Raw genomic sequence first — 11,759 nt, 5'->3', positions numbered from 1 at the left:
AGGCTGCGATCTTTTGACTTTAAAACAAGATCAAAAGATCGCAGCCTGCGGCAGCTCCTACATAGGGGTATCGGGTTACTTCTTGAGGTCTTCGGCGCCTTGCAGCGGTTCATCACCAAGCAGCAGATCCTTGTCATGGCTCACCAGTTCTTCTTCGAACATGCGCCACACATGGTCATCCTGACTGCCGAGCAGTTCGACAAAACGCCGGCCTTCAACCTTGTCACCCAACTGACCGATATAGCGGCCGGTTTCGCTTTCGCTGCGGGTCAGGACGATCTTGCGATCCTTTTCCGGTTGCGTCGGCGAGATCAGGTTCAGTTCCAGGGTTTGCGGCTGGCTGTCACCGCTCAGGCGCAAATCGACTTCGCCGGTGAGATCATCCAGATGCACATTGGCGCGCATCTTCAGGTTTTGCGCGAGCAACTCACGATCCAGCGAACGGTTGATGCCTTTGCCGGCCTCGTAATAGTTGTCGTTGACCAGGTTGTCCGGGTTGTTCACCGCGATGGTCACCATCGACAGGGTCAGGGTCACCGAACAGGCCAGAATCCCGATGATGATCCATGGCCAAAGATGCTTGTACCAAGGACTTGCGGCGTTTGCTGCGGGCATGTTCAGTTCTCTCAACGGATTTGTGGGCCGATGAATCGGCTCTTGGCTTCAACGTGGACGCTGTCGTCATCGGCATCCCTGAGGATGAATTTCACCTCGTTGGTGCTCGATGGCAGTTGTTCCGGTGCGCTCGACAACTCGACCGGCATGCTGAATATGTCACCGGCCGCGACCTTGATTTCGCGTTTGCCTTGCAGGCGCAGGTCCGGCAGACCGCTGGCTTCCAGCAGGTAGGTGTGGTCGCGCTGGTCCTTGTTCATGATCTTCAGGCTGTAGACGTTTTCGATCCGGCCTTCGGCGTTTTCGCGGTAGAGCACGCGGTCCTTGCTGACGTCGAAACCGACCAGTGAGCGCATGAAAAACGCGGTGACCAACAGGCTGATCATCGCCAGCAACACCACGGCATAGCCGATCAGACGTGGCCGCAGTTTATGGGTTTTCTGCCCGGACAGGTTGTGTTCGGTGGTGTAGCTGATCAATCCGCGCGGGTAATCCATCTTGTCCATTATGCTGTCGCAGGCGTCGATGCACGCGGCGCAGCCAATGCACTCGATCTGCAGGCCGTCGCGGATGTCGATGCCGGTCGGGCAGACCTGCACGCACATCGTGCAGTCGATGCAGTCACCGAGGCCTTGAGCCTTGTAATCGATGCCTTTCTTGCGCGGGCCACGGCTTTCGCCGCGACGGGGATCATAGGAAACAATCAATGTGTCCTTGTCGAACATCACGCTCTGGAAACGCGCATACGGACACATGTAGATGCACACCTGCTCGCGTAACCAGCCGGCGTTGCCGTAGGTGGCGAGCGTGAAGAAGCCGACCCAGAAATACGACCAGCCATCGGCCTGACCGGTGAAGAATTCGAAAACCAGTTCGCGGATCGGCGAGAAGTAACCGACGAAAGTCATGCCGGTGACGAAGCCGATCAGCAGCCACATCAAGTGCTTGGCGGCTTTGCGCAGGAATTTGTTGGCGCTCATCGGTGCTTTGTCGAGCTTGATGCGCTGGTTGCGGTCGCCTTCGGTGACCTTTTCACACCACATGAAAATCCATGTCCACACGCTTTGCGGGCAGGTGTAGCCGCACCAGACACGGCCGGCATACACAGTAATGAAGAACAGCCCGAACGCGGCAATGATCAGCAGGCCGGAAAGCAGAATGAAGTCTTGCGGCCAGAAGGTGGCGCCGAAGATGAAGAACTTGCGCTCCGGCAGGTTCCACCACACCGCTTGATGGCCGCCCCAGTTCAGCCAGACCGTGCCGAAATACAGCAGGAACAATGCCGCGCCGCCCATCATCCGCAGATTGCGGAACAGGCCGGTGAAAGCGCGGGTGTAGATTTTTTCTCGAGAGGCGTAAAGATCGACGCTGTTGTTCGCGTTTTTGCTCGGCGGTGTGACGTCGTGTACCGGAATCTGATTGCTCATCATTGCATCCCACGGCAGTGGAAAAATGCCTAGGTCGATACGTGCCAACCAAGGTCAAAAAGGGGCGTTGCAGTGGCGCAATGATACGCCGGTCGCTCTGGCTCAAGGGTGCGACCTTTGGTCGCGTTGGGGAAAAAACCTGAATGGTGTAGCGGATTCAACAAAGCCTGATGCAGGTCAATTGACTTGTTGAGTATGGACGGTTTTGCGTTAGCGGCTAATTCATTCTTCCCACGGATTGAGCAATGCGACGCCGCTCGCCTGAAAGTCAGCGATGTTACGCGTGACAACGGTAAGGCCGTGAACCAGTGCCGTCGCAGCGATCAGCGAGTCACTCTCGTTGGCGCGGTCCGGAACATGCAGGCCCGCACACCGCAGAGCGACAGCGGCATCGACCGGCAGAATCCTTGCATCGAAGGCCGGCATGACGTGGCGCTTGAGCCAGCTACGCAAGACTTTGCCTTGTACCGGGTCGCGCCGCTCCATCCGCAATACACCGGTTTCGAGCTCCTTCAAGGTGATGGCAGAGATAAACATACGCGGTGCAATGACTGTTCTGGCCCAGGCCACAACGTTCTTGTCAGCCTGGGGTTTGCGCAGTTCGGAAATCACATGGGTATCGAGTAAATACATTCAGGACAGATCCACAGGGCGGTGGGTAATCACGGCACGATCGGTTTCGAACTCGATGTCAGCCGATTCAGGCATTAGCAAGAGGTCGACAATGCTGGCGTGGGTGCCGGTCAATTTTTGGTATTCCTCAATGCTTAGCAGTACGTGGGCAGGCTTGCCACGGTCGGTGATAATTACCGGGCCCTGGCGAGTGGCTTTTTTGGCACTACTTGTGTCCTGGTTGAATTCGCGGTTGGAAATGGTGGTGATGGCCAATAGGACGGTTTCCCTCAAAAAAGATATGTAGCAACGTTGCTACTCTTCGAGGCAGTCAGCAAACATAAAACACTTCACTTCAACACCGTCTGTCGCAAGTGGCCTGGATAAAAAACGGCCCCGCCAATTCTCATGGGCGGGGCCGTTTTTTGTTTCAGGCGTCGGTTTTACTCAGCATTGCTTTCCGGTGCTTTTTCACCGTGGGACAGGCTGTAAACGTATGCCGCCAGCAGGTGCACCTTGTCGTTACCCTGCAGTTGTTCCTGCGCAGGCATCTGGCCCTGACGGCCGTAACGGATGGTCTGCTGCAGTTGCGCGAAGCTCGAGCCGTAGATGAACGCGCCCGGGTGGGTCAGGTCAGGCGCGCCCATGGCAGGGGTGCCTTTACCGGCCGGACCGTGGCAGGCCACGCAGTTGGCAGCGAACAGTTTGCCGCCGTTTTCCGGGTCAGCCTTGGCCTCTTCCGGCAGTTTGCGGCCATCCAGTTTGGTCACGACGAACGCAGCTACGTCGGCAACGCCTTGCTCGCCAATCACTTCAGCCCAGGCCGGCATCACGGCGTGACGACCGCCCATGATGGTGGTCTTGATGGTTTCCGGCTCGCCGCCCCAGCGCCAGTCGGCGTCGGTCAGGTTCGGGAAACCGTAAGCGCCCTTGGCATCGGAACCGTGGCACACCGAGCAGTTGGAGGCGAACAGACGGCCACCCATCTTCAGTGCTTGCGGATCCTTGGCGACTTCTTCGATGGGCATCGCGGCGAACTTGGCGAAGATCGGACCGAACTTGGCGTCCGAACGGGCCATTTCCTTTTCCCATTCGTGAACGCCGGTCCAGCCGGTCTGGCCGTTGGCGAACGCGGTCTGCTTGTCGTTATCGAGGTAGTTGTAGCCCGGCAGCAGGCCTTTCCAGTTGCCCAGGCCCGGATAAAGCACCAGGTAACCCAAGGCAAAAATGATGGTGCCGACGAACAGCATGAACCACCATTTCGGCAGTGGGTTGTCGTACTCCTCGATCCCGTCGAAGGAGTGCCCGACCGTCTCGTCCGTCTGCTCGCTGCGCTGGCCCTTGCGGGTCGACAGCAACAGCCAGGTCAGGGCGAAGATCGTACCGAGACTGAGGACTGTGACGTACAGACTCCAGAATGTAGTCATTCTTTGTTACTCCTAGAAGCTTGCTCGACGTGCTTGATGGCTTCGGGATCATCCGCAAAAGGCAACAAGGTCGCGTCTTCAAACTCCGACTTGCGCTTGGGGCTGAACACCCACAGCGCCAGACCGATGAAGGCCACCATCACGACAACGGTGCCCAGGCCACGAATCATCCCGATATCCATCTAATTCACCGTTTGCTTTTGATGATGGTGCCCAGGCCTTGCAGATAGGCCACCAGCGCGTCCATTTCGGTTTTGCCCTTCACGGCAGCCTGTGCACCGGCAATGTCTTCGTCGGTGTAAGGGACGCCGAGCGTGCGCAAGACTTCCATTTTTTTGGCCGTCTCTTTGCCGTCGAGCTTGTTTTCCACGAGGAACGGGTAAGCCGGCATTTTCGACTCAGGCACCACGTTGCGCGGGTTGTACAAGTGCGCACGGTGCCAGTCATCGGAGTAACGACCGCCGACGCGAGCCAGGTCCGGACCGGTACGCTTGGAACCCCACAGGAACGGGTGATCCCAGACGCTTTCACCGGCAACCGAGTAGTGGCCATAGCGTTCGGTTTCGGCGCGGAACGGACGGATCATCTGCGAGTGGCAGCCGACACAACCGTTGGCGATGTAAACGTCGCGGCCTTCCAGTTCCAGGGCCGGGCGCGGCTTCATGCCTTCGACCGGCTTGTTGGTGACGTCCTGGAAAAACAGCGGAACGATTTGGGTCAGGCCGCCAACGCTGACGGCGATGACCATGAAGAAAGCCAGCAGGCCAATATTCTTCTCGACAGCTTCATGCTTCATCAGTGAGCTCCAACGACAGCGATCTGGGCAGCGGCTTCAGCTTCAACCGGGTTCGAGGCGCGCACAGTGCGCCAGACGTTGTAAGCCATCAGGAACATGCCGCTGGCGAAGAATGCACCGCCCAAGGCGCGGACGATGTAGCCCGGGTGGCTGGCTTGCAGCGCTTCAACGAACGAGTAGGTGAGGGTGCCGTCGTCGTTGATTGCACGCCACATCAGGCCCTGAGTGATGCCGTTGACCCACATCGAAGCGATGTAGAGCACGGTGCCGATCGTCGCGAGCCAGAAGTGCGCGTTGATCAGGCCGACGCTGTGCATCTGCGCACGACCGAACAGGCGCGGGATCATGTGGTAGATCGCGCCGATCGAGATCATCGCAACCCAGCCCAAAGCACCGGCGTGAACGTGGCCGATGGTCCAGTCGGTGTAGTGCGAGAGCGAGTTGACGGTCTTGATCGCCATCATCGGCCCTTCAAAGGTCGACATGCCGTAGAACGCCAGGGAGACCACGAGGAAACGCAGGATGGGATCGGTGCGCAGCTTATGCCAGGCGCCCGAGAGGGTCATCATGCCGTTGATCATGCCGCCCCAGCTTGGCGCCAGGAGAATGATCGACATCGCCATGCCCAGCGATTGTGCCCAATCCGGCAGGGCGGTGTAGTGCAGGTGGTGCGGGCCGGCCCAGATGTACAGAGTGATCAGCGCCCAAAAGTGCACGATCGACAGGCGATACGAGTAGATCGGACGTTCGGCCTGTTTCGGCACGAAGTAATACATCATCCCGAGGAAACCGGTGGTCAGGAAGAAGCCCACCGCATTGTGGCCGTACCACCACTGGATCATCGCATCCGTCGCGCCCGAGTAGGCGGAGTAGGACTTGAACAGGTTCACCGGCAGCGACATGTGGTTGACGATGTGCAGCATCGCGGTCACGACGATGAACGCGCCGTAGAACCAGTTACCGACATAGATGTGCTTGGTTTTGCGCTTGGTGATGGTGCCGAAGAACACCAGACCGTAGGTGACCCAGACAATGGCCAGCAAAATGGCGATCGGCCATTCCAGTTCCGCGTATTCCTTGGTGGTGGTGTAACCCAGCGGCAAGGTAATGATCGCGCCGACGATGACCGCTTGCCAGCCCCAGAAGGTGAAGGCGGCGAGGCTGTCGGAGATCAGTCGCGTCTGGCAGGTTCGCTGCACGACATAGTAGGAAGTGGCAAACAGTGCACAACCACCGAAGGCGAAAATCACCAGGTTTGTGTGCAACGGGCGCAGGCGTCCAAAGCTCGTCCACGGCAGACCGAAGTTCAACTCCGGCCAGACCAGTTGCGAGGCGATGAAGACACCGAGCCCCATGCCAAGGATCCCCCAGACCACCGTCATGATGGCGAACTGGCGGACTACCTTATAGTTATAAGCAGTCGGACTGATTGCTGTGCTCATTCTAAGGTTCCACGGTTTTGGTGTTTTATTAGGATTAAAATCGGTCGCAAGTATGCAGAGAGCAAGGGGTCAATGCAACGCGCCATGACCTGAGTCAATGCTTTCCAACGCTGATTCTGCGGCCTTTCCATGCGCCACGTAAGGACAAAATTGGCCTCTGACAAAATGTCGCAGCGAATGAAATAAGCGAGGGGTTCAGGTCACGCGTGACGAGGGATGTTCGAACGGCCAGTTCGGGTGATGAATGGCAATCGGCGCGACAGCCGGTATCTACCGGCCTTTGCGGCGAATCTGTCAGCCAATTCATCGAACACATCGCTTGGGGTCGACCTGAAACCGGCACAAGCCAGTCCGCATCGAGCAAGCGTAGACCCGAATCCGGGGAACCGAAAGGAGAGGCTGCCAAGGGGTGCGACAATGCGTCGCAAAGGGGCGGGAAACTGCCGCACGGTAAATCGTGCGGCAGAGGTGTGTGCAATGACTATTTGGTGTTGTCTTCAGTAACAAGCTTTTCTGTATTCAATCCGTGGCTAAGGCTGTACACATAAGCCGCGAGCAATTGCACTTTATCGTTCCCCAGCAGTTCGTTCTGTGCTGGCATGTGGCCTTGACGACCATGGCGAATGGTCTGCTCGAGTTGAGTCAGGCTGGTGCCATAGATAAATCCGGCCGGGTGCGTCAGATTCGGCGCCCCCATGGCTTCAGTGCCGTGGCCGGTTGCCCCATGACAGGCTACGCAAGTGGTGTTGAACGCTTGCTGTCCGGCTTGCAGGTCAGCCTTGTTGTCCGCAGGCAGTGGCAGGCCGGCCAGTTCGTGACGGACGTAGGCAGCAACATTCTTCACCCCGGCTTCACCGAGTACTTCGCCCCAGGCTGGCATCGCCGCCATCCGGCCACCCATGATGGTGGTCTTGATGGTGTCGGCATCACCGCCCCAGCGCCAGTCGCTGTCGGCGAGGTTAGGGAAGCCGAACGCGCCTTTGGCGTCCGAGCCGTGGCACACCGAGCAGTTGGAAGCGAAGAGGCGGCCACCCATTTTTAGCGCCTGCGGATCCTTCGCCACTTCTTCCACCGGCATGGCGGCGAACTTGGCGAAAATCGGCCCGAATTTGGCGTCGGCCTTGTCCATCTCCTTTTCCCATTCGTGGACGCCGGTCCAGCCGTCCTCGTAACCCGGCAGGATGCCTTTCCAGTTGCCCAGGCCCGGATACAGAATCAGGTAGCCCACGGCAAACACCAGCGTGCCGGCGAAGAGCATGAACCACCACTGCGGCAGCGGGTTGTCGTACTCCTCGATGCCGTCGAAGCTGTGGCCCATGGTCTGGTCGACGCTGCCCTTGGTCTCGCCCCGGCGGGTGCCGATCAGCAACCACGTCAGGCCGATCAGGCTGCCGATGGTCAGTACGCAGATCCACGTACTCCAGAAGGTGGTCATGGCCGGGTACTCCTTGGTTCAGGTGCGTGGGTTGTTTCAAATGCTGGCGTAGTTTCGGGCTGTGGCTCGTCGGCGAACGGCAGCAGACGTGCTTCGGCGAACTCCGGGGTGCGCTTGCGGTTAAACACCCACAAGGTCAAACCGACGAACGCTACAAACACGACAACAGTGCCTAAACCACGGATCAGCCCTGCGCTCATTTCAAAGACCATCGTGCTCACCTCTTGCTCTTGATCGCAGTGCCAAGCACTTGCAGGTAGGCGACGAGGGCGTCCATTTCGGTCTTGCCCTTGAGGCTGGCCACCGCGCCGGCGATATCGTCGTCGGTGTAAGGGACGCCGAGAGTGCGCATGGTCTTGAGCTTGGTTTCGGTGTGGCTGCTGTCGACCGCTTGCGTGACCAGCCATGGATAGGCCGGCATCTTCGATTCCGGTACGACGTTGCGCGGGTTGTACAAATGCGCGCGGTGCCAGTCATCCGAGTAGCGCGCGCCGACCCGTGCCAGATCCGGCCCGGTACGTTTCGAGCCCCAGAGAAACGGGTGATCCCAGACGCTCTCACCGGCCACCGAGTAGTGCCCGTAACGTTCGGTTTCGGCGCGGAACGGGCGGATCATCTGCGAGTGGCAGCCGACGCAACCTTCACGGATATAGATGTCGCGGCCTTCCAGTTGCAGCGCGGTATAAGGCTTCATGCCTTCGACCGGTTTATTGGTGACGTCCTGGAAGAACAGCGGGACGATCTGGGTCAGGCCGCCGATGCTCACGGCGAGCACCATGAGCAACATCAGCAGGCCGACGTTCTTTTCAATCGTTTCGTGTTTCATGGCGGACTCCTCAGGCCATCTGCGCGGCAGCGACGACGTCAGCAGGCTGCGAGGCCCGCACGGTGCGCCAGGTGTTGTAAGCCATCAGGAACATGCCGCTGAGGAAGATCGCCCCGCCAATCAGCCGCACGATGAAGCCAGGGTGGCTGGCCACCAGTGTTTCGACGAAGGAGTAAGTCAGCGTGCCGTCCTCGTTGATCGCGCGCCACATCAGGCCCTGGGCGATGCCGTTGACCCACATCGAGGCGATGTAGAGCACGGTGCCGATGGTCGCGAGCCAGAAGTGCGCGTTGATCAGGCCGATGCTGTGCATCTGCGCTTTGCCGAAGATTTTCGGGATCATGTGGTACAGCGCGCCGATCGAGATCATCGCCACCCAACCGAGGGCGCCGGCGTGGACGTGGCCGATGGTCCAGTCGGTGTAGTGGGAGAGGGCGTTGACCGTTTTGATCGCCATCATCGGACCTTCGAAGGTCGACATGCCGTAGAACGCCAGCGAGACCACGAGGAAGCGCAGGATCGGGTCGCTGCGCAACTTATGCCAGGCGCCCGAGAGGGTCATCATGCCGTTGATCATGCCGCCCCAGCTCGGTGCCAGCAGAATCAGCGACATCACCATGCCCAGCGACTGCGCCCAATCCGGCAGCGCGGTGTAGTGCAAGTGGTGCGGGCCGGCCCAGATGTACAGGGTGATCAGCGCCCAGAAGTGCACGATCGACAGACGATACGAATACACCGGACGCTCGGCCTGTTTCGGCACGAAGTAGTACATCATCCCGAGGAAACCGGCGGTGAGGAAAAAGCCTACGGCGTTATGGCCGTACCACCATTGCACCATCGCGTCGGTTGCACCGGCGTACACCGAGTAGGACTTGGTGAAACTCACCGGCAACTCAAGGTTGTTAACGATGTGCAGAATCGCCACGGTGATGATGAACGCGCCGAAGAACCAGTTGCCCACATAAATGTGCTTGGTCTTGCGCTGTATGATCGTGCCGAAGAACACGATGGCGTAGGCGACCCAGACGATGGTGATCAGGATGTCGATCGGCCATTCCAGCTCGGCGTATTCCTTGGAACTGGTGTAACCCAGTGGCAGGCTGATCGCCGCCAGCAGGATCACCAGTTGCCAGCCCCAGAAGCAGAACGCGGCGATTTGTGGTGCAAACAGTTGAGTCTGGCAGGTGCGTTGCACCGAGTAGAACGAACTGGCGAACAGCGCACAGCCACCGAACGCGAAGATCACCGCGTTAGTGTGCAGCGGGCGCAGACGGCCGAAACTGGTCCAGGGCAAATTGAAGTTGAGTTCGGGCCAGACCAATTGGGCCGCGAGAAAAACCCCGAGCCCCATGCCGACGATGCCCCACACCACCGTCATAATGGCGAATTGGCGGACCACCTTGTAGTTGTAGGCGGTACTGATAGAAGTGTTCATGGTTCCCCATCCACGGTTCAGCCGAAGTGAGCGCGCGCAAAAGACGCGGCGAATCCTTCGTCTGGAGTTATAGGCAGACTAAAAGCGAGGCAAGCATGGACAAACAGCACAAGGCCAGTATTGACGGGGATCAATGGGCGCAGTGCCTGCGGGATCATGGATGGCTTTGGGATGCCGCCAATGGTGAATCTTCGGCGACGTTGATCCTTGCCCACGGTGCCGGTGCGCCGATGGACAGTGACTGGATGAACGATATGGCTGGGCGCCTTGCTGCTCTGGGTGTGAACGTGTTGCGGTTTGAGTTTGCGTATATGGCGCAGCGGCGGGTGGACGGGGTGAAGCGGCCACCGAATCCAGCGGCGAAATTGCAGGAGCGTTGGCGTGAGGTATATGCCGAGGTGCGGCGTCATGTCGCTGGGGTTTTGGCCATTGGCGGGAAGTCGATGGGGGGGCGGATGGCCAGTCTTTTGGCTGACGAATTGGGTGCCGATGCCCTGGTGTGTCTGGGGTATCCGTTTTATGCGGTGGGGAAGCCGGAGAAGCCTCGGGTTGAGCATTTGGCTGGGTTGCAGACGCGGACGTTGATTGTGCAGGGGGAGCGGGATGCGCTTGGCAATCGTGAAGCCGTGGAGGCGTATGCGTTATCGCCGAGTATCAAGGTGTTTTGGCTGGTGGCCGGGGATCATGATTTGAAACCGCTCAAGGCTTCAGGTTTTACCCATGAACAGCATTTGGCCAGTGCCGCGCAGAAGTTGGCCGAGTTTCTCAAGGGTTAATCGAGATCCCGAACCGCATAAAGATCGTCTCCCTTTCCCCTTCGCCCCCTTGGGGGCGGTCCGACGTTTCGGGAGGGCTGGGGTGAGGGGGATGGATATCAGCTGCGACGTATTTCTTGAGTACATATCCATTGCTGCGGTAACGGCCACCTACGGTTTCGCCCTTACGGCGACTCACTTTTTTACAAGCGCCTAAAAAAGTAAGCAAAAAACGCTTGCTCCTACGTTCGGCCCGCTCGCTGGGGCTCGGGGTTCCTTCGCTCCGGGATCCATCCGGGCGCATCGCCTCCGGTTTGCTGCGCTGCACCTCCTCTCGATGTGTTTGGCTGCGCCAAACGGTCGCTGCGCTCCCACGCCCGGATCAATCCCTCCACTCAGCCTTCCGAAGTCGCCTGTGGATCAAAATCAAAATCAAGAGCAGCAGCCGAGCTAACGCTCATCCTGTTGAGTGGGGCGGCTGCGCCGCGATTCCATGTAGGAGCTGCCGCAGGCTGCGATCTTTTGATTCTGTTTTTGTAAGAGCTGGCTTGCCAGCGATGGCGGCCTGACAGCCGACCCATCTCTTGCTGAAGCCACTGGATCCCCCCTGTAGGAGCCAGCCTGCTGGCGATGGCTATCTCTCAGACTCAGTTGTCATTGCGGATGTACCCAAATCCTTGTGGGAGCTGGCTTGCCAGCGATGGCTTTTTGTCAGGCGGTGGGGGTCTTTTTGACTGAGTACATATCCGTTTCTGCGGTAACGGCTGCTTAGGGTTTCGCCCTTACGGCGACTCACTTTTTTACAAGCGCCAAAAAAAGTAAGCAAAAAACGCTTGCTCCTACGTGCGGCCCGCTCGCTGGGGCTCGGGGTTCCTTCGCTGCGGGATCGATCCGGGCGCAGCGCCTACGGTTTGCTTCGCTGCACCTCCTCTCGCTGTGTTTGGCTGCGCCAAACGGTCGCTGCGCTCCCACGCCCGGATCAATCCCTC

Annotated in this window: 13 protein-coding genes; 1 reads left to right on the top strand and 12 read right to left on the bottom strand. The window is 58.7% G+C overall.

Going from position 1 to position 11,759, the window contains the following annotated elements; all coding sequences use genetic code 11:
- Positions 1–75: 75 nt before the first annotated feature.
- The 12 genes from EJA71_RS20755 to ccoN (EJA71_RS20700) form a co-directional block, all read right to left on the bottom strand.
- Complete coding sequence (locus EJA71_RS20755) at positions 76–615, bottom strand: FixH family protein (protein WP_158959435.1); 540 nt, start codon at positions 613–615, stop codon at positions 76–78.
- A gap of 11 nt (positions 616–626) precedes the next feature.
- Entirely contained in the window at positions 627–2,042 is a 1,416-nt protein-coding gene (gene ccoG, locus EJA71_RS20750; protein ID WP_158959434.1) for a cytochrome c oxidase accessory protein CcoG, read from the bottom strand.
- 222 nt (positions 2,043–2,264) lie between these two features.
- Positions 2,265–2,675, bottom strand: a complete 411-nt coding sequence (locus EJA71_RS20745) for a type II toxin-antitoxin system VapC family toxin (RefSeq protein WP_158959433.1) — start codon at positions 2,673–2,675, stop codon at positions 2,265–2,267.
- Positions 2,676–2,930 (bottom strand): type II toxin-antitoxin system Phd/YefM family antitoxin, encoded by a 255-nt coding sequence (locus EJA71_RS20740; protein WP_158959432.1) that lies wholly within the window; start codon positions 2,928–2,930, stop codon positions 2,676–2,678. It abuts the gene before it with no gap.
- A gap of 167 nt (positions 2,931–3,097) precedes the next feature.
- Positions 3,098–4,081 carry a cytochrome-c oxidase, cbb3-type subunit III gene (gene ccoP, locus EJA71_RS20735; RefSeq protein ID WP_158959431.1) on the bottom strand — a complete coding sequence of 328 codons (984 nt, stop codon included), beginning with the start codon at positions 4,079–4,081 and terminating at the stop codon, positions 3,098–3,100.
- On the bottom strand, positions 4,078–4,263 hold the full coding sequence (locus EJA71_RS20730; protein WP_003175465.1) for a CcoQ/FixQ family Cbb3-type cytochrome c oxidase assembly chaperone: 186 nt from the start codon (positions 4,261–4,263) through the stop codon (positions 4,078–4,080). Before EJA71_RS20730 ends, ccoP (EJA71_RS20735) begins: the two co-directional genes overlap by 4 nt.
- 5 nt (positions 4,264–4,268) lie before the next feature.
- Complete coding sequence (gene ccoO, locus EJA71_RS20725; protein ID WP_158959430.1) at positions 4,269–4,877, bottom strand: cytochrome-c oxidase, cbb3-type subunit II; 609 nt, start codon at positions 4,875–4,877, stop codon at positions 4,269–4,271.
- A complete protein-coding gene (gene ccoN / locus EJA71_RS20720; RefSeq protein WP_034152833.1) occupies positions 4,877–6,319 on the bottom strand; it encodes a cytochrome-c oxidase, cbb3-type subunit I in 1,443 nt (480 codons plus the stop codon). The genes ccoO (EJA71_RS20725) and ccoN (EJA71_RS20720) overlap by 1 nt, the downstream gene beginning before the upstream one ends.
- A 481-nt stretch (positions 6,320–6,800) precedes the next feature.
- Positions 6,801–7,754 (bottom strand): cytochrome-c oxidase, cbb3-type subunit III, encoded by a 954-nt coding sequence (ccoP, locus tag EJA71_RS20715; RefSeq protein WP_158959429.1) that lies wholly within the window; start codon positions 7,752–7,754, stop codon positions 6,801–6,803.
- A complete protein-coding gene (locus EJA71_RS20710) occupies positions 7,751–7,966 on the bottom strand; it encodes a cbb3-type cytochrome c oxidase subunit 3 (RefSeq protein ID WP_158959436.1) in 216 nt (71 codons plus the stop codon). The genes ccoP (EJA71_RS20715) and EJA71_RS20710 overlap by 4 nt, the downstream gene beginning before the upstream one ends.
- A gap of 5 nt (positions 7,967–7,971) precedes the next feature.
- Entirely contained in the window at positions 7,972–8,580 is a 609-nt protein-coding gene (gene ccoO / locus EJA71_RS20705; RefSeq protein ID WP_158959428.1) for a cytochrome-c oxidase, cbb3-type subunit II, read from the bottom strand.
- Positions 8,581–8,590: 10 nt separating this feature from the next.
- Positions 8,591–10,015 (bottom strand): cytochrome-c oxidase, cbb3-type subunit I, encoded by a 1,425-nt coding sequence (gene ccoN / locus EJA71_RS20700; protein WP_158959427.1) that lies wholly within the window; start codon positions 10,013–10,015, stop codon positions 8,591–8,593.
- A 95-nt stretch (positions 10,016–10,110) separates the two neighbouring features.
- On the opposite strand from ccoN (EJA71_RS20700), the gene EJA71_RS20695 reads away from it, so the two are divergent.
- Complete coding sequence (locus EJA71_RS20695) at positions 10,111–10,791, top strand: alpha/beta family hydrolase (RefSeq protein ID WP_158959426.1); 681 nt, start codon at positions 10,111–10,113, stop codon at positions 10,789–10,791.
- Positions 10,792–11,759: the final 968 nt, after the last annotated feature.

Origin of the sequence: Pseudomonas sp. PB106, assembly GCF_009764645.1 — a bacterium.
GTDB lineage: Bacteria > Pseudomonadota > Gammaproteobacteria > Pseudomonadales > Pseudomonadaceae > Aquipseudomonas.
This window is presented reverse-complemented; position numbering and strand designations above follow the sequence as displayed.

What these genes read in the sequence shown, in the direction of transcription:
- EJA71_RS20695 (WP_158959426.1), top strand. Translation starts at nt 10,111, where the DNA reads ATGGACAAACAGCACAAGGCCAGTATTGACGGGGATCAATGGGCGCAG.
- ccoP (WP_158959429.1), bottom strand. Translation starts at nt 7,754, where the DNA reads ATGACCACCTTCTGGAGTACGTGGATCTGCGTACTGACCATCGGCAGC.
- ccoN (WP_034152833.1), bottom strand. Translation starts at nt 6,319, where the DNA reads ATGAGCACAGCAATCAGTCCGACTGCTTATAACTATAAGGTAGTCCGC.
- EJA71_RS20730 (WP_003175465.1), bottom strand. Translation starts at nt 4,263, where the DNA reads ATGGATATCGGGATGATTCGTGGCCTGGGCACCGTTGTCGTGATGGTG.
- ccoO (WP_158959428.1), bottom strand. Translation starts at nt 8,580, where the DNA reads ATGAAACACGAAACGATTGAAAAGAACGTCGGCCTGCTGATGTTGCTC.
- EJA71_RS20745 (WP_158959433.1), bottom strand. Translation starts at nt 2,675, where the DNA reads ATGTATTTACTCGATACCCATGTGATTTCCGAACTGCGCAAACCCCAG.
- ccoN (WP_158959427.1), bottom strand. Translation starts at nt 10,015, where the DNA reads ATGAACACTTCTATCAGTACCGCCTACAACTACAAGGTGGTCCGCCAA.
- ccoO (WP_158959430.1), bottom strand. Translation starts at nt 4,877, where the DNA reads ATGAAGCATGAAGCTGTCGAGAAGAATATTGGCCTGCTGGCTTTCTTC.
- ccoP (WP_158959431.1), bottom strand. Translation starts at nt 4,081, where the DNA reads ATGACTACATTCTGGAGTCTGTACGTCACAGTCCTCAGTCTCGGTACG.
- ccoG (WP_158959434.1), bottom strand. Translation starts at nt 2,042, where the DNA reads ATGAGCAATCAGATTCCGGTACACGACGTCACACCGCCGAGCAAAAAC.
- EJA71_RS20710 (WP_158959436.1), bottom strand. Translation starts at nt 7,966, where the DNA reads ATGGTCTTTGAAATGAGCGCAGGGCTGATCCGTGGTTTAGGCACTGTT.
- EJA71_RS20755 (WP_158959435.1), bottom strand. Translation starts at nt 615, where the DNA reads ATGCCCGCAGCAAACGCCGCAAGTCCTTGGTACAAGCATCTTTGGCCA.